15 protein-coding genes, 1 pseudogene and 1 other annotated feature are annotated in these 26,188 nt (G+C 60.5%); of the genes and pseudogenes, 5 read left to right on the top strand and 11 right to left on the bottom strand.

Going from position 1 to position 26,188, the window contains the following annotated elements; all coding sequences use genetic code 11:
- Positions 1-68: 68 nt before the first annotated feature.
- The 6 genes and pseudogenes from dalD to RC54_RS02150 all read right to left on the bottom strand — a co-directional run bounded on the left by dalD (position 69) and on the right by RC54_RS02150 (position 6,708).
- Positions 69-1,502 (bottom strand): D-arabinitol 4-dehydrogenase, encoded by a 1,434-nt coding sequence (dalD, locus tag RC54_RS02175; protein ID WP_061790610.1) that lies wholly within the window; start codon positions 1,500-1,502, stop codon positions 69-71.
- A gap of 38 nt (positions 1,503-1,540) precedes the next feature.
- The gene (locus RC54_RS02170) at positions 1,541-2,659 is read right to left on the bottom strand and encodes an ABC transporter ATP-binding protein (protein WP_061790609.1); all 1,119 of its coding nucleotides are present in this window, start codon (positions 2,657-2,659) and stop codon (positions 1,541-1,543) included.
- A gap of 53 nt (positions 2,660-2,712) precedes the next feature.
- Positions 2,713-3,435: an HAD family hydrolase gene (locus RC54_RS02165; RefSeq protein WP_058894087.1), complete on the bottom strand. Its 723-nt coding sequence runs from the start codon at positions 3,433-3,435 to the stop codon at positions 2,713-2,715.
- Positions 3,435-4,214, bottom strand: a pseudogene (locus RC54_RS02160) (carbohydrate ABC transporter permease); the annotation flags it as partial. The gene RC54_RS02165 and the pseudogene RC54_RS02160, both read right to left, overlap by 1 nt.
- Positions 4,215-4,246: 32 nt before the next feature.
- Complete coding sequence (locus tag RC54_RS02155; protein ID WP_058894085.1) at positions 4,247-5,236, bottom strand: carbohydrate ABC transporter permease; 990 nt, start codon at positions 5,234-5,236, stop codon at positions 4,247-4,249.
- 116 nt (positions 5,237-5,352) lie between these two features.
- The gene (locus RC54_RS02150; protein ID WP_061790608.1) at positions 5,353-6,708 is read right to left on the bottom strand and encodes an ABC transporter substrate-binding protein; all 1,356 of its coding nucleotides are present in this window, start codon (positions 6,706-6,708) and stop codon (positions 5,353-5,355) included.
- A 327-nt stretch (positions 6,709-7,035) separates the two neighbouring features.
- On the opposite strand from RC54_RS02150, the gene RC54_RS02145 reads away from it, so the two are divergent.
- The 3 genes from RC54_RS02145 (at position 7,036) to RC54_RS02135 (ending at position 10,096) form a co-directional block, all read left to right on the top strand.
- The gene (locus tag RC54_RS02145) at positions 7,036-7,998 is read left to right on the top strand and encodes a sugar-binding transcriptional regulator (RefSeq protein WP_017454277.1); all 963 of its coding nucleotides are present in this window, start codon (positions 7,036-7,038) and stop codon (positions 7,996-7,998) included.
- A 77-nt stretch (positions 7,999-8,075) separates the two neighbouring features.
- Positions 8,076-8,981 (top strand): carbohydrate kinase family protein, encoded by a 906-nt coding sequence (locus RC54_RS02140; RefSeq protein WP_061790607.1) that lies wholly within the window; start codon positions 8,076-8,078, stop codon positions 8,979-8,981.
- A gap of 17 nt (positions 8,982-8,998) precedes the next feature.
- Positions 8,999-10,096 carry a J domain-containing protein gene (locus RC54_RS02135; protein WP_061790606.1) on the top strand — a complete coding sequence of 366 codons (1,098 nt, stop codon included), beginning with the start codon at positions 8,999-9,001 and terminating at the stop codon, positions 10,094-10,096.
- Between the two features lie 573 nt (positions 10,097-10,669).
- On the opposite strand, the gene RC54_RS25660 is transcribed toward RC54_RS02135, so the two are convergent.
- The 4 genes from RC54_RS25660 to RC54_RS02115 all read right to left on the bottom strand — a co-directional run bounded on the left by RC54_RS25660 (position 10,670) and on the right by RC54_RS02115 (position 21,816).
- Positions 10,670-10,831 (bottom strand): hypothetical protein, encoded by a 162-nt coding sequence (locus RC54_RS25660; protein WP_244216432.1) that lies wholly within the window; start codon positions 10,829-10,831, stop codon positions 10,670-10,672.
- A gap of 87 nt (positions 10,832-10,918) precedes the next feature.
- Positions 10,919-12,150, bottom strand: a protein-coding gene (locus RC54_RS02125; protein ID WP_373281464.1) for an IS3 family transposase whose coding sequence is annotated in 2 segments (ribosomal slippage) — positions 10,919-11,868 and positions 11,868-12,150 — 1,233 coding nt in all. Because the reading frame shifts where the segments join, the coding sequence is not laid out codon by codon here.
- Positions 11,753-11,869, bottom strand: a sequence feature (AL1L pseudoknot). (Overlaps the previous gene by 117 nt.)
- A gap of 205 nt (positions 12,151-12,355) precedes the next feature.
- Positions 12,356-13,144, bottom strand: coding sequence for an Imm49 family immunity protein (locus RC54_RS02120; RefSeq protein WP_061790733.1), 789 nt, complete (start codon positions 13,142-13,144; stop codon positions 12,356-12,358).
- Entirely contained in the window at positions 13,141-21,816 is an 8,676-nt protein-coding gene (locus RC54_RS02115) for a two-partner secretion domain-containing protein (RefSeq protein WP_123020401.1), read from the bottom strand. The genes RC54_RS02120 and RC54_RS02115 overlap by 4 nt, the downstream gene beginning before the upstream one ends.
- Here RC54_RS02115 and RC54_RS24975 point away from each other — a divergent pair.
- Together RC54_RS24975 and RC54_RS02105 are read left to right on the top strand one after the other, a co-directional pair.
- Entirely contained in the window at positions 21,815-22,174 is a 360-nt protein-coding gene (locus RC54_RS24975; RefSeq protein ID WP_164471172.1) for a hypothetical protein, read from the top strand. The genes RC54_RS02115 and RC54_RS24975 overlap by 2 nt on opposite strands.
- Positions 22,101-23,762, top strand: coding sequence for a ShlB/FhaC/HecB family hemolysin secretion/activation protein (locus tag RC54_RS02105; protein WP_156425900.1), 1,662 nt, complete (start codon positions 22,101-22,103; stop codon positions 23,760-23,762). Before RC54_RS24975 ends, RC54_RS02105 begins: the two co-directional genes overlap by 74 nt.
- Positions 23,763-23,891: 129 nt before the next feature.
- On the opposite strand, the gene RC54_RS02100 is transcribed toward RC54_RS02105, so the two are convergent.
- Positions 23,892-26,171 carry a UvrD-helicase domain-containing protein gene (locus RC54_RS02100; protein WP_061790285.1) on the bottom strand — a complete coding sequence of 760 codons (2,280 nt, stop codon included), beginning with the start codon at positions 26,169-26,171 and terminating at the stop codon, positions 23,892-23,894.
- Positions 26,172-26,188: the final 17 nt, after the last annotated feature.

Genomic DNA, 26,188 nt, shown 5'->3' with positions numbered 1-26,188 from the left:
TGCTCCTCGTTGTTCGTTATTCGTTATGGAACGGCAATTCTATGCTGCCTCGCGCATCCCCGACAGGCTTAATGCAGCCTCGCCAGCCACTGCTGCACACGCCCGTAGGCTGTCCGCACCAGCGCCACCAACCGGGCGTCGCCGGCCAGCTCGCCCCACAGCACGGCATCCTCACAGAAGGCCTGCACCACATCGCTGGAAGCCAACATGCGACGCGCCGCGGCGGGATCGAAGATGCCATCCTGGTATGCATAGGGAAGCTGCCCCGCATTCCAGCGTTCGAGGAACACCAGGAACAAGGCCGGCAGCAGCGCCGTGGCCTGGGGATCGCGCCCCGCTGCCAGGCTCTCTTGCAAGGTCGGGCGGATGAAGCCGGGGATCTTGGAATAGCCATCGGCGGCCACGCGCTGGTTGGTATCCTGAATGGCCGGATTGGAGAAGCGCGCCAGCGTGGTGTCGCGATAGGCCACCAGATCGATGGGGCTGGGCGTAAGGCAAGGGATCACATCCTGTGTCACATAGTCATATGCCATCTGGTGGATGTCATCGCGCAGTGTGCCTTCGTGGATGTAGTGCAGACCGGCCAGCGTCCCGGCCCAGGCGATGCAGCTATGGCTGGCGTTGAGGATGCGGATCTTGGCTTCTTCATAGGGCAGCACCGACCGCACCATTTCCACACCGGCCTGTTCCAGGCGCGGACGACCAGCCTTGAAGTCGTCTTCGATCACCCATTGGATGAACGACTCGCCCATCAGGGCGCAGGGATCGTCGATACCTGTCTTTTCCTTCACACGGGCTGCAACCGCCGATGTAGGGCGGGGGGTGATGCGGTCGACCATGGCATTGGGGCTGCTGGTGTTGGCCTGCATCCAGCTCACCAGTTCCGTCTGGCCACGCAACGTCAGGAACTGGCGCAAGCCATCACGGAAGCGCTCGCCATTGTGGCGCAGGTTGTCGCAGTTCAACAGCGTCAGGGCCGCTTGCGGATGAGCCTGGCTGCGCGCCTGCAGGATCGCGGCGATGGCGCCATAGATGGTGCGCGGCGCGCCGCTGCCATCGAGGGCACAGCGCAAGTCATCGGCCAGGTCGGGGTTGCTGGTATCGAGCTGATAGTGGTGATTGAGGTAGTAGCCGCCTTCGGTCACGGTGAAGGAGATGATGCGGGTGCGTTCTTCGGCACCGGCCGCAATCAGTTGCGTGAGCTGCGCATCCCACGGCAGGATGCGGCCGATGGACGCGATGCGCTGGTAGCTGCGCTCGCCCTGGGGCGTGACGGTTTCCAGCGTGTACTGGCCTTGCTGGCGCGCCAGGGCTTCCAGCAGCGGGCTCATGTCGGCGCGGATATTGGCCAGCGCCAGTTGCCAGCGGCGATCGGCGCCGCTCTCGCGCAGCGCGTTCAGGTAGACCGCCTGGTGGGCGCGATGGAAGGAACCGGCGCCGATGTGCAGCCAGGTCAGGCTGTCGGCGGCGTCCTGGTCGTGAGAGGTGGCGATGCTGGTCATGCCTGGTCCTTGTCGATGAAGTGATGAGGTCAAGTGATTCAATGGGCGCGCAATGCAGCCACGCTCGATGCCAGGCGCGGCAAGGCCTGGCCATCGGCGCCGAACAGATGGCAACGCGCCGGGTCGGCGGCCAGCGGCAAGACGCTGCCGTGCGGCGGATCGAGGCTGTCGGGCACGCGCAGGATCAGCGCGTCTTCGCTACCTTCATAAGCCGCATACAGGTAGGAAAAATCACCCAGCAATTCCAGCGCCGTGCAACGTGCCTGCAATGCGGCCTGCCCCTGGGCGATGTTGAGATGCTCGGGACGCACTCCCAGCGTGACCTTCTGGCCAACCTGCAGCGCACCGCCATCGACCGCAGCCCATTGCAAACCGCCACCGGGCAATTGCACCTGCACGCCATTGGCCTGTATTGCTGCCACCGCGCCATCGATGAAGTTCATCTTGGGCGAACCAATGAACCCGGCCACGAAACGATTGGCCGGATGGTGATAGAGCTGCTGGGGCGAACCCACCTGTTCGATGCGCCCCTCGGAAAGCACCACGATCTTGTCGGCCAGGGTCATGGCTTCGATCTGATCGTGGGTAACGTAGATCATGGTGGTCTTGAGATCGTCATGCAGCTTGGCGAATTCGAGGCGCATCTTCACCCGCAGCGCCGCATCCAGGTTCGACAGCGGTTCGTCGAACAGGAACACGCTGGGCTGGCGCGTGATGGCACGACCGATCGCCACACGTTGGCGCTGACCACCGGAGAGTGCACGCGGCTTGCGGTCCAACAGGTGATCGATGTGCAGGATCTTGGCCGCGTGCTGGACGGCGGCATCGATCTCGGCCTTGGACTTGCCGGCGATCTTCAAACCGAAAGCCATGTTGTCGTACAGGCTCATGTGCGGATACAACGCATAGGATTGGAACACCATGGCCACGCCGCGCTTGGAAGCCGGCACGTCGTTCATGCGGCGCGCACCGATGTCGAGGTCGCCATCGCTGATCTCCTCCAGGCCCGCGATCATGCGCAGCAAGGTCGATTTGCCGCAGCCCGAGGGGCCGACGAAGACGACGAATTCGCCATCCTCGATGTCCAGATTGATGTCGCGCATGACTTCGTTGTCGTCATAACGCTTGGCCAGGTTCCTGATGCTCACGGCTGCCATGTGTGTCTCCTAGATTCTGTTGGTTCTCTTGGGGGGTTGCGCCGGCGTCTTGCTCAACGCAGCCAGATCAGTTCGCAAACCAGTTGCGGAAATTGCTTCATCTCTTCGAATACCTGATGCGCACCCGCCTCCCTCAACTTGCCCGCCATCGCCTTGCGGTCGTGCGCCACGCCGGTAAAGCCCAGCACGTACATCCCCGCGGCCACCGCTGCGCGCACGCCGGTGACGCTGTCATCGACCGCTACGCAACGCGCCGGATCGACGCCAAAGCCGGCAGCAGCGGCCAGATACACATCCGGCGCCGGCTTGGGATGGGCCACGTCATGGCCGCTATAGATGCGCCCGGCAAATTGCGCATACAAGCCACAACGTCGCAGCCCGGCCTCGATGCGCGGCGCATCGCTATTGCTGGCCACCGCGCGCGGCAGGCGGATTTCCTGCAAGGCCTCGACGATGCCCGGCACCGGCTGCGCCTGTTCACCGCAGGCCAGTGCCACCGTCTGGTGGATGCGTTCGACCTGGGCGGCATCCAGACCCAGTTCGAATTCCAGATCCACTTCGCCCAGCAGGAGGTCGGTGTACATGCCCAGCCGATTGGCAATGGCCGCGTGCAGAGCGGCGCTGCGCTGCGCTTGCGGCGGGCCATCGTCGCTGCTGCAAGCCGGCAGCAACGCCAGCAGTTCACGATGCAGCACGGCCAGGGCAATGCTCTCGCTATCGAGCAGGACGCCGTCGCAATCGCAGATCAGATGAGTAATCGTCTGGCGTGCCGTCATCACTTGACCGCTCCAAACGTCAGGCCGCGCACCAGTTGCTTCTGCGCCAGCCAACCCAGCGCCATGATGGGCGCAATGGCCAACAGCGAAGCCGCCGACAGCTTGGCCCAGAACAAGCCTTCGGGGTTGGAATAAGAAGCGATGAATACCGTCAGCGGCGCCGCATTGACGCTGGTCAGGTTCAGGCTCCAGAAGGCTTCGTTCCAGGACAGGATGATCAGCAGCAAGGCGGTGGAGGCCAGGCCCGGCATGGCCGTGGGCAGCAACAGGTAAATCATTTCCTGCCAGGCATTGGCGCCATCGATGCGCGCCGCTTCCAGGATTTCCTTGGGCACGTCATTGAAGTAGGTGAAGGTCATCCATACCGCAATGGGCAGGTTGATGAGCGTATAGATGATGGTCAGGCCCGTGACGGTGTCGAGCATTCCGGTGTTCTTGGCCAATAGGTAGATCGGGATCAGCACCCCCACGGCCGGCATCATCTTGGTCGAGAGCATCCACAGCAACAGCTTCTGCGTGCGGCCGGTGGGGAAGAAGGCCATCGAATACGCGGCTGGCACGGCCAGCAGTAGCGACAGCAGGGTCGAGCCGAGCGAGACGATCAGCGAGTTCTGCACATAGGCCAGGTAATTGCTGCGACTGAAGACTTCGCGGAAGGTCTCCAGCGTGGGCAGGAACACCAGCGAAGGCGTATAGGCCTGGGCCTCGGTCTTGAAGGCCGTCACCGCCACCCAGAAGATGGGGAAGAACAGCACGATGGCGCAGGCCCAGCCCAGCAGCGCCACCCACAGGGGGCTTTTCTTTGGGTCGCTCATTTTTCGTTGACTCCCTTGAGGTTCCTGGCCAACATGCGCACCAGGAAGAACGAGACGATATTGGCCAGCACCACCGCAAAGATGCCACCGGCCGAGGCGATACCGATGTCGAACTGCTGCAGACCGATGGAATAGACCAGGAACGTCAGGTTGGTGGTGGCCGTACCGGGGCCGCCCGCGGTGGTGGTGAAGATTTCTGCAAAGATCGAGAGCAGAAAGATAGTCTCGATCATGATCACCACCGTGATGGCGCGCTTCAAGTGCGGCAGCACGATGTAGAAGAAGATGCGCACCGGCCCGGCGCCATCCAGTTGCGCCGCTTCCTTCTGGTCATGGTCCAGCGACTGCAAGGCCGTCAGCAGGATCAGGAAGGCGAACGGAATCCACTGCCAGGCCACGATGATGATGACCGAGAGCATCGGATACTCGGCCAGCCAGTCGATCGGTTCCAGCCCCAGATGGCGCATCACGTAGGCCAGGATGCCGTAGACCGGATGCATGATCATGTTCTTCCAGATCAGCGCCGCCACGGTGGGCATGACGAAGAAAGGACCGATCACCAGCAGACGCGCAATACCACGCCCGCGGAAAGGCTGGTCGAACAGCACCGCCAGCAGGGTGCCACCGATGACGCTGATGGCCAGCACCGAGCCGATCAGCAAGGCGGTGTTGCCGATGGAAGGCCAGAAGGCGGGATCCTGCAACAGGAAACGATAGTTTTCCAGACCGACGAAACCGGTCTGGTCGGGCGCCATCAGGTTGTAGCGATTGACCGAAAAATAGATCGTCATCACCAACGGCACGATCATCCAGGCCAGCAGCAGCAACACTGACGGTGCCTGCATCAGGCGGATGGGATTGAAGCGTTCCTTGCGCGGTGGACTGCGCAGCGAGCGCGCAGCTAACTGGGATGGACTCGGCATCTTGGTACTCTTGGGCGGCGCGCCGGGAGGCGGCGACACCTGGGTGGAGTGGATCGTGGACATGACGGCCTCGGCGTATCGATCCGACCGCCGCCCCATCAGTGATCAGGCAGCGGCAGCCGGGAGGCGATGTGGGCAAGGCTGACCCTGCCCGTCATCGCCATGGCAGGAGCAAGGACTTACTTGAGGTAGCGACCCTGGCGCATCATGCGCACCGCCTGGGCCTGGGCAGCATCCAGAGCCGCATCGGCACTGGTCTTGCCCGCCAGCGCACCAGCAATGGCCTGGCCGGTGACCGTGCCTATCGACTGGAACTCGGGGATGGTGGCGAACTGCACGCCGGTATAGGGCACCGGCTTCAAGGTCGGCTTGTTGGCGTCGGCAGTCTGGATTGCGTCGAGCACGAAGTCCGAGAAGGGCGAGACCTTCTTGTACTCGGCCGAGGCATAGGTGGAATTGCGCGTACCCGGCGGCACCAGCGCCCAACCGGCATCCTTGGCAACCAGGTTGATGTAATCCTTGGAGGTGGCCCAGGCCGCGAACTTCTTGGCGGCATCCTGCGACTTGGATGACTTGGGCACCGCCAGCGACCAGATCCACAACCAATGCGAACCCTTGTCGGTCACCTGCATCGGTGCCGGCGCGAAGGCGGTCTTGTCGGCCACCTTGGAATCCTTGCCGTGATAGAGCATCCCGGCCGCCACGGTGGCATCGACCCACATGCCGCACTTGCCGCTGGAGAACAGCACCAGGTTTTCATTGAAGCCATTGGAGCTGGCGCCCGGCGGACCATACTTGCGCATCAGATCGACATAGAAGCCGACCGCCTTCTTCCACTCCGGCGAGGACAGTTGCGGCTGCCACTGTTCATCGAACCAGCGGCCCCCCCAGGCATTGGCCATGGTGGTGAGAATGGCCATGTTCTCGCCCCAGCCGGCACGCCCACGCAGGCAGATGCCATAGACCCCCTTGGCCGGATCATGCAGTTGCGCAGCCAGCTTGGCGATGTCGTCCCAGGTCGGACGCTGCGGCATGGTCAGCTTCTTTTGCTCGAACAAGTCCTTGCGGTAGTAGGTCATCGAACTCTCGGCATAGAACGGCAGCGCATAGAGCTTGCCATCCACCGACAGCCCCTCGCGCACCGGCTTGATCAGATCGGCTTCATCGTAATCCGCCGGCAAGCCGGTCATCGGCGCCAGCCAGCCCTTCTTGGCCCAGATCGGCGCTTCATACGCACCGATGGTCATCAGGTCGAACTGGCCACTGTTGGTGGCGATATCGGTGGTCAAGCGCTGGCGCAGCACGCTCTCCTCCATGGTCACCCAGCGCAGCTTGATGTCGGGATTGGCCTTCTCGAACGCCGGTGCCAGCTTCTGCAGTTCGATCATGTCGGGGTTGTTGATGGAAGCGATGTTCAGCGTCACCGGCTCGGCGTGCGCCAGGCCCGCAGCGAACAGGGTCGAGATGGCCGCAGCGGCCAGGGTAAAGCGAACGCAGGTAAAGCCGGACGCACGGGGGCGCGCGAGTTTGGACATGCTGGTCTCCGAATGTTATGTGCCCTCCTGCACATTCTTCCTGGGTGGCCACGGCAGCGGAGGCCGGTGCAACACATGCAGGGGAAGGCGGTTGTCTTGAACGACGTTTGAGCAAATATTATTTTTATGGGCAAATATTCATCGATTCTCGAATTTGTGTCAAGCATTTGCTTTTTGATTGAGCAATTGCCCATATTTGACAATAATGAACAGCCCAACTCGCCGTAAAATGGCAGCCCATCGGGGAATTCACCGCAATCAACGTCAGAGAAACAGCACCCGCCCACACCGAGACATACAGGCGCGCGGGCCGCTGGCGAGGAGAACATGTCTAGCAGCGCATCCAAACTGGATCTGGCGGCCCGCGCCGCGTGGATGTACTACGTGGCCGGCAACACCCAGAACGAAATCGCCGAACGGCTCGGCATCTCGCGCCAGATGGCGCAGCGCATGGTGGCCTATGCGGCCGACGCCAATCTGGTGAAGGTGCAGATCACCCATCCGGTCTCGTCCTGCCTGGAACTGGCGCAAGGCCTGCAGCAGCGCTATGGCCTGCAAGTCTGCCGCGTGGTACCCGGCGCCGGTGGCGCCGCCAACCCCAATGAATCCCAGGAAGTGCAGCAGATGCTGGCCGTGGCCGGGGCCGAACTGATGGAGCAATACCTGAGCTCGCACGCGCCGCTGGTGGTCAACGTCGGTTCCGGCCGCACCTTGAAGGCCGCCATCGAACGCCTGTCCGAACTGGATCGCCCGCAGCACCAGATCGTCTCCATGATCGGCGCCTTCGCCTCCGATGGCTCGGCCAACCGCTATGACGTCGCCCTGCAGGCCGCCGAGAAACTGGGTGCGCGCTTCTACCTGCTGCCCGCCCCACGCGTGGCCGAGAGCGCAAGCGACCGCCAGCAATGGTGCAACCACCGCGCCTACAAGATCGTCACCGGCCTGGCCGCACGCGCCGATGTCACCTTCCTGGGCATCGGCACCATCGCCCTGCAGGGCGCCATGCACGAGGATGGCTTCATCGACGACGATGAAGTCGCCGACCTGCAGCGCCAGGGCGCAGTGGGCGAGATGATCTGCCACGCCTTCGACATCGACGGCGCCATGCTGCCCTCCTCGCTCGCCGCACGCGTGACCACGCCGCCGCTGGCACAGGATCCGCAACGCCCGGTGATCGCCTTCTGCGGCGGCAGCAAGAAAGCTGACGCCGTGCGCGCCGCCCTGCGCGGTGGCTGGCTCACCGGGCTGGTCACCGACGAAGCCTGCGCCCGGCACGCCTTGCAGGATTGAATACCGGTTGATACCTGATTTGACTATGTGAATACGCGATTCCACGCCCGACAACGCCAACACCTACGGAGACCAGCATGACCCAGAGCGCCGCATTCGTCGTCTTCGGCGAAGCCCTGACCGATTTCATCCGCCAGCCAGACGGCCAATGGCGCGCCATTCCCGGCGGCGCCTGCTGGAACGTGGCGCGTGCCGCTGCGCGCCTGGGCGTGCCCACCGGTTATGCCGGCAGCGTCAGCACCGATGTCTTCGGCGCCGAACTGTACGCCCTCACGCAAGCGGCCGGGCTGGATATGCGCTTCACCCAGCAATACGCCAAGGCACCGTTACTGGCCATGGTGACCTCGACCACCCCGCCCGATTACTTCTTCATCGGCGACGACAGCGCCGACCTGCATTTCGACGTGCAGCGACTCCCGTCCGGCTGGCTTGATGAAGCACAGGTCCTGCATTTCGGCTGCATCAGCCTGACCCGCGAACCGCTGGCTTCGCGGCTCTTGCAGATCGCCCAGGAAGCTGCCCTGCGCAACAAGAAGATCGCCTTCGACCCCAACTGGCGCAAGCTCATGGATAGCCCCGCCTACGGCATCCTGCTGCGTCGCTTGCTGTCGATTTCGCACTATGTGAAGGTTTCTGACGAAGACCTGGAACGCCTCTTCCCCGGCGACAGCCATGCCCTGGGCACCTTGCAGGCGCTGGCTCCGCAAGCCGAGATCCTCTACACCCTGGGCGCCCAGGGAATGCAGTGGATCAAAGGTGAACATATCATCCAACAACCCGCCTACCGGGTCGAGGTGATCGACACGGTCGGATGCGGCGACGCCTCCATGGGCGGCTGGATCGCCAGCCAGCTACGCCAGCCACAGGCCCCGGCACAGGTACACCTGCAATGCGCAGCCGCTGGCGCCGCCATTGCGGCCTCCAAGGCTGGCGCCTATGCCGCCACCTGGGACGAAGTGCAACAGATGATTGCGCGCGCTTGAACCCCGCGCGTCCGCCCATGAAAAAACCTCCGCAAGCCCTCAGCATCAGCGACCTCGATCAGGAAGCCACCCTCTCCCATGCACAGAAACGATTCAATGACCTGATCAAGCAGATCGGCAAGCGACGCGCAGGCCTGCTCGAATGGGAGAGCGCCATGGCGGACTTCCAGAAAAAGTATGTCGATCAATTCCTGCCGCTGGATCAGGAACTGCAACAACTGCATCGCAAGCTGGTACAGCGCCTGCATGAAGCCTGGTCTGAAAAGGGATTGACCAAGGGCGAACGCGCCATGCTTTCCGAGATCATTGCCGACATGGCGCACATGCTGCTGGGCAAAGCCGACGACCCTGAACTGAAGCTCATCTACAACCAGCATAGCGCCTCTGACTATGATCTTGAGGCCAGGTCGGAACTGGACGAAGTCAAGCAGGTGATCGAAGAGATGCTCGACATCGATCTGGGCGACGACCTTGGCGAAGGCTCTCCAGAAGAGATCATGCAAAGAATGGAAGCCATACTCGAACAGAAAGAGCGCGAGCAGATGGCTGCCGAGCAAGCGCGCGAAGAACGTCGCGCCAGCCGCAAGAAATCGCCACGCCAACGCGCGGCCGAAGTCAAGCAGGAAACCGAGCGCAAAGAATTGAGCCAATCCATCCGCGAGGTCTACCGCAAACTGGCCAGCGCCCTGCACCCTGACCGCGAACCCGACGCCAGCGAGCGCCAGCGCAAGACCCTGCTGATGCAACAGGTCAACCAGGCCTATGAAAAGAACGACTTGCTGAAGCTACTGGAGTTGCAGCTTGAACTGGAGCACATCGACCAGCACGCCATCAACGGCATCAGCACCGAGCGTCTGAAGCATTACAACCAGATTCTGAAGGAACAACTGGGCGAACTGGATCAGGAAGTGTTCCATGTGGAGCAGCAGTTCAAGCAGACCTATGGACTGCCGCCTTCTGCGCGTGTTTCAGCCAAGACTATCGTGCGCAACCTGAACAAGGACATGAGCCTGATGCGCGACGACGGCAAGGAGCTTAGGTCGGCCTTGGCGTCGTTCGCGGATGTGCAGGAGATCAAGGTTTGGTTGAGGCTGGGGAGACGGAGGGGATTTTGAGGTGACTACTATGGGGGTCTGTATCGGATGCGCAGTAAATTAAGGAACAGAGACGCCGCTGGCCTTGAGGTTGTCGCGACCGGCCACGGTAATGAGCGGACCGTTACTCTCGGACACCTAAATTAGTTAAGAGCTCTAGCCAATTGCCCCGAAACTAATGAGCTGAATCCTAAACCTAATTAGATCTTAAATTACGCAACGACTGAACAATATTGCCGTTGCAAACAATCGGTTTGCCCTGATCTCGTTGAAATTGAGCTGAAAGCGTTTCGTTAGTCATATTATTTAAAATTTAGCTGCGCAGGGCCGGCATTGATGCGGTAGAGCGCATTGTTGGGCAGCATCTGGTCAAAGTTGTCGATGCCAATGCCTATGGCCCAGCCGTTTCAAGCAGCAGCACTCTTGGAAGGAGGGATGCCCTGCAATAATTATTCAACTCATCTTTGAACGCTTCCATGGCAATTCAAAACTCTCCCTCCATGCATGCCATCCGACAGCGAGGTCGCTTAATTCTGCAATGCTGGAATCGATATCCAGAATATTCTTTAAGCTGACTAGGACTGCGTCATCCTCTCAAACAGTGGGTTCATTAGTATGAAATTGCCAGCATCCATCATCTAAATCGTGAGTGACATAAGCAATCCAACTTTCTCTGGCAACAATTTTTCTGTTTACAATTACTGCTGTTTTTGGCTGATCTTGAAACGGCCATTTAACTAGATCTTTCGATTTCATTTATTTGATTTCTCTCTATTTTGTTGCCGCGAAAGCACTTGCGCATTGTGAACCGCCCCGACTTTCGCGGAGGCTATTTGGTTTAAGTTATGCCGACACTGCAGTATTGCTGGCGAACCGGCTGTAGTAGTTTGCCTCAGCTTCTGCCGGAGGGATATAGCCGATGGATTCCAGCAGTCGATGATGGTTGAACCAAGCCACCCATTCGAGCGTGGCCAGTTCGACGGATTCCCTGGTTTTCCAAGGGGCACGGCGATGAATTAATTCAGCTTTGTACAGGCCATTGATGGTTTCGGCCAAGGCGTTATCGTAACTGTCGCCACGGCTTCCGACCGATGGCGCAATGCCCGCCTCGGCCAGGCGTTCACTGTAGCGAATCCCGACGTATTGCGATCCCCTGTCGGAATGATGGATCAAGCCGCCGTTGCCTTCGGGCTGGCGAGCATAGAGCGCCTGCTCCAGCGCATCTAGCACGAAGTCCGTCGTCATACTGTTGCTGACACGCCAGCCAACGATGCGACGGGCAAACACGTCGATGACGAAGGCCACATACAGCCAGCCTTGCCAGGTCGATACGTAGGTAAAGTCGGACACCCAAAGCTGGTTGGGACGATCAGCCTTGAACTGACGATTGACCCGGTCCAACGGGCAGGCTGCCTTGGGATCAGAACGCGTGGTGCGAAGTTGCTTACCACGCCGGGCTCCCTGAAGCCCTTGCTTTCGCATCAACCGCTCTACCGTACAACGTGCGATAGATACGCCCTCGCGATTCAGCTGTCGCCACACCTTGTCAGCACCGTACACACGCATGTTGGCGTGCCACACCCGGCTGATTTCAACTCGCAGTACCGCATCACGCTTGCTACGAGCACAGCACAATTGAGGATTGCGCTGCCTCGCTGCATAACGCCGATATGCTGACGGGGCAACCTGCAATACCTTGCAGATCGGCTCGACCCCGTGGATATCCCGATAGCGATCGATATAGGTATTTACGACTTCAGTTTGCGGTCGAGCTCCGCCTGCGCGAAAAAAGCGCTCGCGGTCTTGAGAATCTCGTTAGCACGGCGCAATTCCTTGACCTCGCGCTCCAGTGCCTTGATACGCTCACGCTCGGCCGTGCTGACGCCATCCCGCTCGCCGCTATCGACCTCGGCGCGTTTGACCCAGTCCAGCAGCGTCTGAGGCGTACAGCCGATCATCGGCGCAATCGATTGGACCGCAGACCACGTGGAGGAATGCTCATCCCGCTGCTCACGCACCAAGCGCACCGCACGCTCTCGTACCTCAGGGGAAAACTTGCTTGATTTCTTGTTCATGGCTCTATTCTCTCAAGAGTTAGAGCCTCCTCAAAATCCGGGGCGGTTCAGCCCTGAAATACCGCTCGCCTCGCGAGTTCAGACGGGCTGCAGCATCACTAACTTAACGATGTCTGAGTGTCCTGAATTGCGGGGGCAACTACAGACACCACGCGCTCTCACCGGCCAGCGCGCCGCCGATGACAGCCGTAAACAAATGGCGCCCTCAACCTTCGCTCAGGAAGTCATATCCTTTTTCATAGGTGTCGAGCGGAGTTATAGGAAGCCATTCAGGTGGTACCAAGTCAGAATTGACGCTAACTTCGTAGCCATGCAACCAGGCGATTTTTGCGTAAATGACAGCGGGAGTAAAAATTAGATCTTCAGTAAATCCGCTCTCATCGATAGCACGCCCCTTGACCACCTTAGGGGAGAGAATAGCTTGGAGCGCCTCCTCCATTCCTCTTTTATCGCCTGTTGATAGCGCTAGATAAAAGTGATGGTCAATCAGATATTTCTTCTCTGTAGTCGTCGGCGGATTATTAAGAATCTTCTCTGAGCGCTCCCTTAGTCGCCGCCAATCTCCCCGTACAGCTAAAACTCCCTGATAAGCCCAAAAGTCATGGGTTTTATGATTTTCTATTCTTTTTTGATCGTAACCGTCGTCATAGTATGCGAACCACTGGATTAATGATCGGTTGTTAGATACCAGAGGTTTTAATAGCTGGAGAAAATTAGCACCTGGACTGGTCTGATCTACTTCCATCAAATACCAATGCCGGTCAAGGCTTGCCGCCACGTAGCAGTATTGTTTTAACTTGGCTAAATTTCTCTCATCAAACCAGGACAGCATCGCTTGAGCGAGCGCATGGCTCGACAGTCTCATTGTGCAAGCCAGCGGGTCGCCTGCCCTGTTCTGAACATTAGAAACCAAGCGTTCAATATTAAATCCTCCATCAAGGTGATCCTTGATATGTGCCAACCTTTTTTCTTTGGTTAAATCCGTGTTTCTCATCTAACTCTCACCATCATCAATTGCCCTGTAGTTTTATCTAGACCTATGACACCCTTGACTAAGGAACCTTCCGTCATTGCATCCTTTACCGCCTGATACGCTGGACTAGATTTATCGATTCGGTTTAGAACATTTTCAACCCACCTTGTAGTTAATTGAATCGCATCGCCAGCTCCTTTGGAAAGCGAAAGAGAACCATCAGTCATTTGCTTTGAGTCAAGTATATAAATCGTCTTGCCGTCCGCGCTCTGGAAAACATGATCCAAGCCATTATTACTACCATACTTTCCGCCTTCCAAGGATTTTAACCCCTGGTTAGATGCGACTTTCTCAACTAGAGCTTCTGTCAATTTTCCATCCTTATCGCCATTTTGCAGGATAGTTTGCGCAATGGTTCGCTCGGAACTGTCTAGGCCGATGATTGCATATCCATTCTCGTTAATAGCTGACTTCGATATATAACCTCCCGGCGTAGGTTTAATAGGATTTAGCTCCACTAAAGCTGATATACCTGAGTTCCCTATCGCATTAATCGTTGGAGTCTGCGTAGACGGGAGCGTCCAAGTTGGCAAGCCAGTTGCTACAGGTTTACCATTAGCATCAACCAGCGTGACCTTCTGATATTCGTCAACCGATCTTCCATAATTGACCGGAGTTCCTCCTGGCTCAATCTTCGAGCCTTTGGTAGCAATATCCGCGATGGAATCAAAACTAGCTTGTAGTCCTCGTAGAATCTTACCAATCAGCGCTCCCAATACTTGATCTTGCCCAGCCAAAACAAGGCCTAACGAAGTAGTCTCAGCGGCTTTATCATGGAATGAATCACCTCTTGGAATTGCTCCTATCGTTGCAGTATTCAAATCACTCGGAATAGGACTATTCGCATACGTGAAATTACTTCCAGGCACGGTCGAAACAACATTTCCGTTAGACGTAGCATCACGAACTTGCGCCACACATGCATCAGGTGTTTTTCCAGAACATGCTTGTGCTAGCGCGGCATCTCTAGAATGAGAGAGCTGAATAAGTGCATCACGCCGCACACACGCATCACGATCTCCGCTCGCACATGCCGCCACCGCAGCATCATACTGCTGACGTTCAGAAAGGGTAGCTAGATTGGGAGGTATATGGCTAAGCCAATTATTTAATACTTCGTTGTACGCAGCAGCACTTCCCGCACTTCCCCCTACAGCAGCACCCGCAAGGGTGCTGGCGAAACCAACCAGCGCCTTAGTCAACCCGCCATCAAGCCCTTCCTGCGTTAACGCAGCGGTGATCACAGGAGCAGTTAATGTTCCAGCCGCAGCTCCTGCAGCACCAGCGCCACCTCCCGTCAGCCCTCCAACGAGGGTATGGGCTAGAATCCGCATGGTACCGTCTGCCCCCCAATTTTGTTCGAGCGTGTTCGCCTGATCGTTAAGTTCCTTGGCCTGTTGTGGATCACTCGTATCCGCAGCCTGCTTGCGTAGCTCGGTCGCCTTCTTCTGCTGTTCCTCCGCGTAGTTACCAATCAGCGTGGAAGCCTGCTGCCCAAACGCCTGAGTAATCTTCGCCTGCGCCTCAACATCCTCACGCAGTTGATTGCCGTCCCAGTTCTTCGACAAACTATTGCTGCTGTCCTTACCCGTGCGTACCGATGCATCCAGCGACGCCACAGCCTGATCCGAACTTTGTCCCGTCCTGGCCTGCTGCGCCTGCGCATCCGTAATGGTCACTGCCGCACCCGACACACCACTTCGCGTCACGCTGGTCTCGCTACCAGAGGCGTTTCCGATGCCAATGCCTCCGCCTGGCTTGCCACCTGACGTACCCGCACTGGCACTTTGACTCTCTGCCGAGTACTGGCTCCGATTCTGAATATCACTGCTGGTAAGTGTTCCCGTGGTCAGGCTATTTCTGCCCTGCTCCACCGCCTGATCCGTGCTGGCAATCTGCGCGCCCTTCAGATCCGTATTGCCCTTCACGTTGATCTGGAACCCACCATTGCCCGCCATGATCCCGGCTTGCTGCCCCACGCTCGCATAGTCCGCATCGACACGGCTGCGGCTGGCGCTGATGCTGGCGCTCGATCCATACCCTATCGTCGCACTGCCACCAATGCTCTGGTCACGGCTCTTGAAGGTACTGGTGTCCTGCACGCTGGCAATGTTCAGATCACGCCCAACGTTGGCCTGCACCTGTTCCCCCGACACAGTGGCGCCAATCAGATTCGTATCACGGCCCGAATCGATCTTGATCTGACCACCGGATCGAACCTGCGTCATCACATTGGACACATCCTTGCCATCACTCTTGCCTCGGCTACCCGCTGCATTGGCTGTGATGCCGAGTTTGCTCTGTGAACCGATCTGCGCCGTGATGCCCACACCCCATGACGACGATGAGCGCGTGCTGTGTTGTTCATCACTGTTCTGCGCCGCGATGAGGTTGATGTCGTTGTCCGCCTTCAGGGCCAGGTTGCCCTTGGCGTTGATGTCACTGCCGGCAATGGTGATGTTGCTGTTGGCGCCATCACCGGTTGCACGGATGCTCATGTTGCCGCCAGAGGCCACCGTGGAGCCGCGTTGTGTCACCGTGTTCTGTTCGCTGCGGCTGCCGTTCTGGCTGCTGCCTATCGTGGCGCTGATGCCGATGTTGCTGCCACCTTCGGCCGAGCCGGCCTTTTGCATCTCTCCGGCGGCGCTGTAAAGTGACATCCCGGCGGTGGCTGCCGCCAGGGCTTTCACACGACCATTCTTGGTCTTGCCCGACGATTCGACCATCTGGTCCACTGTTTGCATCGCCGAGATCACCGGGCTGGTGACAGCCACTGTCAGGCCACTTTGCTTGTACTTGTCTTCAGTCTCCGTGCGGCTCGCCTGCTCTGCGGCACGAATCTCCACCGACTTGGCCGCAATATCGATATCCCCCTTGGGCGCCATCACATCGCTACCCACCTGCGTATAACGATTGCCCGCCACGATGCTGACATTGCCATCGGTACTACCAATGGTGGAAGCCGACGCCGTCTGTCCCTGACTCTTCCCGTCATGACTCTGCTCACGCGTGCCTATGGTCACGCCGAAGCCGGCGCCCATCACTCCGCTGGTGGTCTCCTTGCGGAAATTGTTTTTAGTGCTGCTATCCACGGCAGCCACAATATTGACATCGTTACCCGCAGCCATGCCCACGCCTTGCGTCGCAACGACATTGCTGCCAGTAACGTTGATGTCCTTACCCGCACGCACCACTACCGTATTGCCAGACAGGGTCGTGCCTTGATTGATGCGCTCGCTGCTGCTGTCATCAGTGGTCACCGTCCGCGAAGACAGCACCCCACCCGCATCGGTCTTCTTGTGCTGATCACGCGCACTGGCCGTGCTGACATCGGTGCCGATGTTGATGTTGTTGGCTGCCGTGGCCGCCAACGAGCCTTCGGCGTTGACGTAGGCTGCCTGGGCGTTGATGTCGCGACCTGCGGTCACGCTGATGTCCTTGCCCTGCACCGTGCTGCCGATGGCGTTGTCGCGGTTGACTTCGGCGCGGTTGTCGTTGTCCCAGGCGAGTTTTTCTTGGCTGGTTTCGTGGACGGTGGAGATGTTCACATCGCGCTGGGCGACCAGCGTGATGTTGTCTGCTGAGGCGCCGCTGGCCTTGAGGTTGATGTCACGACCGGCCACGGCAGTGAGCGAACCATTGGCCTCGGAGACTGACATCGAGGCATTCTGGTTGATGTTGGTGCCGCTGGTGACAGCGTTGGCCGTTGCTACCGTGGTGGAAGCGCTGTTGATGTCGCGGCCTGCTGAGGCCACCAGGCTGTTGCGCGCATCGATGGTGCCGCCGATGTTGTTGATGTCCTGTGCTGCCGCCACCTGCACATCCGCGCCAGAGATACGCCCGCCCAGGTTCTGGAGATTGGCGCCGGCCAGCGACACCCCCTTGCGCGCAGCAATGGTGCCGCCGCTGTTGACGATATCCTGCGCCGCCTGGAAGGCTACATCATTGCCCGCAATCAGCGTGCCCTGTCCGGTCACCTCGACGTTGGAGGCGTGTACATACACCTGCGGCACCAGCACTTCCTGCGTGCTGCCATCGGGCAGCGTCACCGTCTGCTTGACCAGCCAGACGATGTCGGTCTTCAGTGCCGCCACCTGCGCATCGGTGAGGGCGACTCCCACCGTGTAGCGCTGGGCTTGCGCCACTTGCAGGCCGGCGTTCATGAGCGCCTGGTATTGCGCTTCGTTGCTGCTGTAGCCGGCCAGATAGCGCTGGCCGGTGATCTGCTGGATCTGGCGTTGCACCAGCTGCTGTTCATAGAAACCATCGCCCAGTTGCCGCACGCCGGACTGTAGGCCCAACTGGTTCAACATGAAGTCCGACGACAACCAGTTGCGCGTGCCCACGAATTGCGGATCGGTCTGGACCAGGTAGCGCTGCGCAGGGCCGGCATTGATGCGGTAGAGCGCATTGTTGGGCAGCGTCAGATCAAGACTGGCGATGCGGATGCTGGCCGCGCCTGCGCTGGCGCCCGCCGCCCCCGAGACCGACGCTGGCACCGCCCGCACCGAGTTGGCGCGGTTGGGGCCGGCGCCGCTGGTGGGGCTGACGTCGAGCTGGAAGTTGGTGACGATGTCCTGTGACTGGTAAGGCACACCATCATAACGACGGTCGTCGGCACTGAAGCTGTGGCTCTTGATGTAGGTGTACACGGCCGAGCCGGTCGAGACCACGCGCTGCATTCCCAGCGGGCCGGTGTTGTTGATGGCGGTGCCGTTGACGCTGTCACCGGCCAGCGTGCCGCCGGCGATGACCTGGCTGGCGTAGTTGTTGAGCGCACCAACGGCCAGGTTCATGTTGCCGCCGGAGGTGATCATGCCGGGGTCGCTCTTGGTGACCACCGTGCGGGTGATCTGTTCGGTGCCGTCGTAGATGGTCCATTCGCGGTAGGAGCGGCTGTTGACGTTGTTGTTGAAGGCGGCGATCTTGTCGTTGAGCACTAGCAGCGCAGCGATGTACGCGTCGTACTTGGGCTTCCAGACATCATTGGCCGCTTTCCATGCAGCATAGACCTCGGGATCAACCGGCACCGGATAGCACGAGTCATAACACATCTCGCCGGGGCGCGGCTCCGCCCCGGGGCCTGGGCCTGGATCCTGCGGCGGCGTCACCCCCATGACTGCCCAGATACGGTCAGTGGCCGTGTAATTGATGACCGGTGGAATGTAGACCGCATCGGCATCTCCCATCGCCCCCTGGCTGTAGGGAGGAACATAGGCAATGGCCACCGCATTATCGCCACGGGCACCGCGCGAATAGTCAAACGGAGGTCCATAACGCTCGGCCGGGTAGGCGGCCGAAGGCAGCAGCAAGCGATAGTTGTCCTCATCGCCCATGGCCCGCCAGTTGGCGGCATTGAGGATTTCTCCTGAACCCCGGTTGTAGAGCCAGGCCGAGTTGGAATCCAGCAATTGTGATGAGCCATTGAGCCGGAAGTTGATGATGCGCTTGCCCGGCCCCGTCTGATCCGTGGTCTCCAGATGCGCGTTGTTATTGTTGATGCTCCCGGCTGCAATACTCAGGTTGCCATCGGCATTGATGGTGGCGCTGCTGTTGTTGACTTCCCGCGCCGAGCCCACGGCCTTCTTGTTGGCATCCAGCGCGCCGCCGATGACCATGTCGCCCACCGAGTAGATCAAGCCATGTTCGCTGTTGTTGATGACGCCGGCGCCAATATCAAGTCGGTTGCGCGCGGCGATCACCGGGGCGCTGGTGACGCCGTCGACGGTTTCCGCCTGGTTGTTCAACACGTCCGCGCCAATGGCGATGTTGTCGCCATAGATGCGGCCCGTGCCTAGGTTGTTGACGGTGCTGCTTTCGATGATGGTGTTCACGCCATCGATCAGGCCCCGGTTGATGAAGGTGTGTACATCGGTGGCCTTGAGCCTCAGGGTATTGCCCACCAGCGCGCCGCTGGCCTGGTTGTCGATGGTGGCGGCCGTCAGCGTCAAGGTGCCGCCGGCGCCGACCGAGCCGGCATTGGTGAAGGTGCCGGCGGTACGCAAATCGAGCTCGGCTGTGGCTCCGATCTGCCCGGTATGAAGGATTGAGGCGACCAGGTCCATGCGCAGGTCTTTCTGGCTCAATACCCGACCACTGCCTGTGAAGGAATATGCCAGCAAGGTGGTCTGCCGTCCGGCGATGATGGTGCCGTTGCTGTTGTCGATGGCCAGCGTGCGCGTGCTCGGGTTGGCGTCGGTCAACACGGCGCTGTTGGTGGCGGAGATCAGGCCGCTGCCATTGTCGATGCGGCCGCTGGCAGTCAGCGTGATGGCGTCGCCGCGCACGGCGCCCTGGCGGTTGCTGATGTCGGTGGCGGCCACGTTGATGGTGGCGCCTTCCATGCCCTGGTCCTGGCCTTGGGTGTTGTCGTTGCGCACGCTGCCGGCTTGCACGTTGACCGTGCCATCCGAGCGCAGCAGGCCGCCGCTGTTGTCGACAAGGCCGCTGCCGGCCTGGATGTCCACGCCCTGCTTGGCCTGCAATTGACCACCGCTGTTGGTGACGCTATTGCCTTGTACGGTCAGCTTGCCGGTGGCGCCGATGGAGCCAGCGCGGTTGTCCAGGGTGGCGGTGTTGAGGTTGATGTCGCTGTTTGAGGAGACCAGGCCGGCATTGACCAGCGTGGCGGCGGCGATGTCCACCGTGCCCTGGGCCTGGATGCCGCGTGTGCTGCCGGAGTGGCTGTTGCGCACGGTCTTGCCGCTGGCGTCGATTTTTAAGGTGGTGCCGGCTTGCAGCAGGCCGCCATCGTTGTTCAGGTCGCCGCTGCCCACCGTGAGTTGGCCTTGGGCGGCCAGCGTGCCGTTGCTGTTGTCCAGACTGCCGCTGGCGATCTGCAGGTCGCGCTGGGCGCTGACCTGGCCGCCGCGGTTGCTGAAGGTTTGCGATTGGCTGTCGAGGTGGATGTCGGTGGCGTTGAGCGTGCCGGCGCTGTTGTCGATGCCCGCGCCGGTGAGGGTGAGCGACTGCGCCGCGCTGACCTGGCCCTGGTTGGTGAATTGGCCGCTGGTGTTGATGGTCAGTGCATCTTGGCTGGAAGCCAGCGTGCCGCGGTTGTCCAGGGTGGAGGACTTCAGTTCGACGCCGCCATTGGCGCCCAGCGTGCCGCTGTTGCTGATGGCTTGCGCAGCCTGCACGCGCAGGGCATCCACCGCGTTGATGTTGCCGCTGTTGGTGAGGCCATCGGCCTGCACGGCAACCGACTGCGCCGCTTCGATGCGGCCACTGTTGGTAGTGCTGCCGCTGCTGTTGACGCGCACGCTGCCCTGGCGGGCGCTCAGGGTGCCGCTGTTGTCCAGCGTGCCGGCATTGAGCGTGGCGTCGGTGGTCGCTTGCAGCGTGCCGCTGTTGCGGATGCCGGCGGAGGCCTGCATCGTCAGGGACGCGCTGCTGCCGAGGCTGTTGCGGTTGTCGATGCTCGTGGCGCTCACCTGCACCGGACCTTCGCCGCCGATGCTGCCGGTGTTGAGCACGCTGTCGCTGGCCTGCACCGTCAGCGCTCCACTGCTGGCCATGCTGCCGGCATTGTCCAGGGCGGTGGTGGTGATGCTGGCTGCGCTCTTGCTGCCCAGTTCTCCACTGTTGCGCACGCCACCGCTGGTCTGCACGGCCAGCAAACCGTTGGCGCTGAGGCTGCCGCTGTTTTCCAGGCGACCATCGGCGGTGACCACGGCCTGTCCGACCGCAGCGCCGATGGTGCCGGCGTTACGCACGCCCACGCCATGTTCGGTGGAAGTCAGGTAGATGTGGCCGGCATACATGCCGCCCAGTTGCGCCACGTCGATGGCCACCGCCGGGGCGGCGTCGCTGGGGGCCACGCCGGGCTGTACGCTGGCATGGTCGGCGCTGACCGTGTTCAAGCCGGCGCTGACCTTCAGTTCGGGCGCCCATACGCCGGCGTTGACCTGCACCGCGCGCGCGATGATCTCGGCGTAGTCGGTGCGGCTGGCATCCAGCCCATTGCCTTCGATGTTCACCGCGCCACTGGCCACGCGATAGCTGTCCAGGTTGCCGTTGTTGATCTGCGGCACACCCGTGGTGAGCGTGGCGCGGTTGGCGTTGAGGAAGCCGCAGCCGGCGCAGGTGATGCCGGCCGGGTTGGCCACCACCACCTGGGCCCGGTTGCCCGCCACTTCCAGGTAGCCGCGCAGGTAACTGGGGTTGGCCGAATTGACCTGATTCACGATCACCCGCGCCGCCCCCGTGGCCAGCCAGGGGTTGCCGGCCACGTAGCCGCCCAGTTGAGTGCTGGTCGTGGAACGGGCGTTGTTGAGGATGACGCCATTGGTGCCGACATCGAACTGGCGATAACGATTGAGCGACACCCCGGCTGTGCTGGGGGTCTGGATGTTGACCACCGGCACGCCGTTGGGCGTGACCAGCACGGTCGGTTGCTGGGTGCGCGGGGCCGTGCGGTCGCCCAGGATCTGGGCGTGGGCCACGGTATTCATTGCCAGCGCCAGGGCCACCGACAGCAGCGAAAAGCGCAAGGCCGACGGCAGCAGATCGGGCAAGGTTCCGCTCGGGCCGGCCGTTCGGCCCTGGTGCTGGATGCTGGAGGCAATTTCTGCGACGGCCATCAATTGGCCGCGATGCCGGTTGAAAACCAGCTTGTAACGCTGACGATTCATGAACACCCCTGTGGCGGTTTTAGTTATCACCGGTCGGCCAACGAACCCCGATTCGTTGTTTGCCGTTTCCAGTTGGCAAGAATTTGCTTGCCAGGGGCCAGATGTTAATTTAAGTTGTCAGCACGTTGACAGCTTCCCTCCTATTGAGAAGATTTCCTGTTGGCAAAACCCAACAATTGTTTTCATTTCATGCCATTTTGTTTTGATTCCCGGCCGCAAGTGGCTTGGGGTCGGCCCTTATCATGCTTTCTGCCTTTACTTTTTCTTCATCCCGCCTGGTCTTGATGCTGGGCTTGCCTCTGGTATGCGCTCTTGCCCAGGCGCAAACCGCAGTCAATCAGGAGCAATTGCAGCGTGAACGTGAACGCGCACTGCGCCAGCAGCAGGAGTCGCGACCCGATGTGAACCTGGGCACGCCCGCACCCAATGCCGTACAGCAAGCCTTTCCCGAGCATGAGCAACCGTGTCGGGTGATTTCTGCGATTACGCTGGAAGGCGATCAGGCCGAACGCTTCCGCTTTGCGCTCGATAGCGTCACCGGGCCGCAAGGGGCGGTGGGACGTTGCCTGGGGTCGCAAGGGGTGAACCTGGTGCTGGCCAAGGTGGAGAGCGCCATCGTCGAGCGTGGCTACACCACCACCCGCGTGCTGGCGCGCGCGCAGGATCTGTCGACCGGTCAGTTGCGCTTGACGGTGGTGCCGGGGCGGGTCCGCCATATCCGCTTTGCCGCCGATGCCGATGCGCGCGGCACGGCCTTCAATGCCCTGCCGATCAGCCCCGGCGATATCCTCAACCTGCGTGATGTCGAGCAAGGTCTGGAAAACTTCAAGCGCGTGCCGACCGCCCAGGCCGATATCAAGATCACGCCTTCCGAGGATGAGGGCGCCCAGCCCGGCGACAGCGACCTGGTGATCCAGTACCAGCAGGCGTTTCCATTCCGTCTGAGCGCAACCCTGGACGATGGCGGCGCCCGCAGCACCGGTAAGTACCAGGTCGGCCTGACATTGTCCTATGACAATTGGTGGACACTCAACGATCTGTTCTACGTGAGCGTGAGCCGCAGCCTGAATCACTATGGCGACCACGGCAGTCATGCCTATACGCTGCACTACTCGCTGCCCTGGGGCAACTGGATGGCCGGCGTCACGCTCTCGGGCAATCGCTACCACCAGACCGTATCCGGGGCGTTCGAGAACTTTGTCTATAGCGGCCGCTCGGAGACCACAGAATTCAAGCTCTCGCGTCTGCTGCATCGTGACGCGGCCGGCAAGACCACGGTGTTTGCCAAGGGCTTGGTGCGCACTGCCTACAATGCCATCGATGATCAGGAAGTCAGTGCCCAGCAACGTCGCACCACATCCTGGGAGGCCGGGGTGAACCAGCGCCAGTTCCTGGGCGAGGCCATCGCCGATGCCACGCTGGCATACCGCCGCTCACTCGATACGCAAGGCAGCGAGCCCAGCACGCCCTTCGATCTGCCGCAGATTGCCACGCATTACGGCTTGTGGCTGCTGGATGCCTCGCTCAATGCGCCCTTCCAGCTAGGCGGCGGCAAGCTGCGTTACAGCGGTACGTTGCGCGCGCAATGGAACCGCGGCAACCTGCCGCCGCAAGACCAGTTCTCCATCGGTGGGCGCTATACCGTGCGCGGCTTCGATGGCGAGCTGACCTTGCAGGCCGAACGTGGCTGGTTCCTGCGCAATGAACTGGCGCTGGCCCTGGGCGAAAGTGGACAGGAATTGTTTGCCGGAGTCGATACCGGTGCTGTGTCAGGGCCAACGGCGCAGTTCCTGACCGGACAACGCTTGAGCGGGGCCGCGCTGGGCTTGCGCGGCAGCCTCTTCAAGCTGTCCTACGAAATGTTCTTGGCCACGCCCTTGTCCAAGCCGCAGGGATTCAATACGGTGGCGCTGACCGGGGGCTTCAATTTGCAGTGGACATTCTGAAATATCGGGCGATGCCGCTGGCACCCACACATTAGAAATTCGCTACCGACAGTAGCAATGAGAAACGCCCCGCAGCCTTTCAGACAAGGCTTGCGGGGCGTTTTCATTTGTAATGCACTTTGTAAAAACTTAGATTTTCTCCAGCTTGGCCACCGACAGATCCAGCAACTTCATACCGAACTTGCCGAAGTTGATCTGCGCGCGTGCCGCACCGCCACCGCCTTCGATATTGACGATGACGCCCTCGCCGAACTTGGCGTGCGACACGTTCTGGCCGATGCGCCAGCCGGAATCGGTCTGGCGCGAGAAGCTCTGGGCAATCTTGTTGTTGCCCGCCTCCGGCACTTCATCCCAGGCCGACTTGGGATTGGCGAACCAGTGATGCTGGGCGATCTTGGGCGAGAGCCACTTGATGGATTGTTCGGGCAGCTCATCAAAGAAGCGTGAACGCATGTTGTAGCGGGTCTGGCCGTGCAACATGCGGGTCTGCGAGAAGGTCATGAACAGGCGCTTGCGGGCGCGCGTGATGGCCACGTACATCAGGCGCCGCTCTTCTTCCACGCCGCCCTCTTCCTTGGCGCTGTTCTCGTGCGGGAACAAGCCCTCTTCCATGCCAGTGATGAAGACCGCATCGAACTCCAGGCCCTTGGCCGAATGTACCGTCATCAACTGCAAGGCATCCTGGCCGGCTTGCGCCTGGTTGTCGCCGGCTTCCAGCGAAGCGTGCGAGAGGAAGGCCGACAGCGGCGACATGATGGTCACCAGCGGGGCGTCGGCATCCAGCACCTCCACGCCATCGGCGGTGGTGATGGCCGTGCCGGCCGCGGCCTGGGCCTGTGGGCCGAGGAAGGCCGGGGCATCCAGGCCATAGCCTTCTTCCGAGACGAACAGGGTGGCGGCACTGACCAATTGCTCCAGGTTCTCGATGCGGTCGGCGCCTTCCTTTTCGTTGCGGTAATGCGTGATCAGGCCAGACAGGTCCAGCACCACCTTGACCGTTTCCGGCAGGGGCAGGTGCTGGGTTTCGAAGCGCGCGCCTTCGATCAACTTGATGAAGGCGTTCAGCGAGGAACCGGCCTTGCCGGCCACGTAGGGCACGGCGGCATAGAGCGAGCAGCCGTACTGGCGCGCCGCGTCCTGCAATGACTCCATGGCCTTGGCGCCGATGCCGCGGGTGGGGAAGTTGACCACGCGCAGGAAGGCCGAATCATTGTGCAGGTTGTCCATCAACTGCAGATAGGCGATGGCGTGCTTGATTTCGGCTCGCTCGAAGAAGCGCTGGCCGCCATAGACGCGATAGGGAATGGCCGAGCTGAAGAGCGCATGTTCCAGCACCCGCGACTGTGCATTGGAGCGGTAGAGGATGGCGATCTCGCTGCGCGCCCAGCCTTCGGCGATCAAGTCCTTGACCTGTTCGATGATCCACTGCGCTTCCTGCAGGTCGCTGGTGGCTTCGTAGACGCGCACCTGTTCGCCGTGGCCGGCATCGGTGCGCAGGTTCTTGCCCAAACGCTTGCTGTTGTTGGCGATGAGCTCGTTGGCGGTGTCCAGGATGTGACCATGCGAGCGGTAGTTCTGCTCCAGCTTGATCAGGTTCTGCACATGGAATTCCTGCTCGAAGGCCTGCATGTTGCCCACGTTGGCGCCACGGAAGGCATAGATGCTCTGGTCATCGTCACCCACCGCGAAGACCGCGCCGTTCTGGCCGGCCATGAGCTTCAACCACTTGTATTGCAGGTCGTTGGTGTCCTGGAACTCATCGACCAGGATGTGGCGGAAGCGACCCTGGTAGTGCTCGCGCAGCGGCTGGTTGCGCGAGAGCAATTCATAGGTGCGCAACAGCAGCTCGGCGAAATCGACCACGCCTTCGCGCTGGCATTGCTGATCGTAGAGTTCGTAGAGTTCGACGAACTTGCGGTTGTAGTCGTCGTAGGCATCCACGTCCTTGGCGCGCAAGCCCTGGTCCTTGGCGCTGTTGATGAAGTACATCAGGTTGCGCGGCGGATATTTCTCATCGTCCACGTTCATCTGCTTCAACAGGCGCTTGATGGCCGAGAGCTGGTCTTGCGTATCCAGGATCTGGAAGGTCTGCGGCAGTCCGGCATCCTTGTGATGCGCGCGCAACAGGCGGTTGCACAGGCCGTGGAAGGTGCCGATCCACATGCCGCGGGTATTGATGGGCAGCATGGCCGACAGGCGCGCGGTCATTTCCTTGGCGGCCTTGTTGGTGAAGGTCACCGCCAGGATGCCCGAGGGCGAGACCTGCCCGGTCTGGATCAGCCAGGCGATGCGGGTGGTCAGCACGCGGGTCTTGCCGGAGCCGGCGCCGGCCAGGATCAGCGCCGATTGCGCCGGCAGTGTCACGGCGGCCAGTTGCTCTTCATTGAGGTTGTGGAGAAGATTTTGCATCCCGCGATTATAAAGGG

Origin of the sequence: Herbaspirillum rubrisubalbicans (assembly GCF_003719195.1) — a bacterium.
In the GTDB taxonomy this organism is placed as follows: Bacteria; Pseudomonadota; Gammaproteobacteria; order Burkholderiales; family Burkholderiaceae_D; genus Herbaspirillum; species Herbaspirillum rubrisubalbicans.
Note: the sequence above shows the minus strand (reverse complement) of the source record. Positions and strands in the feature narration are given on the sequence as shown.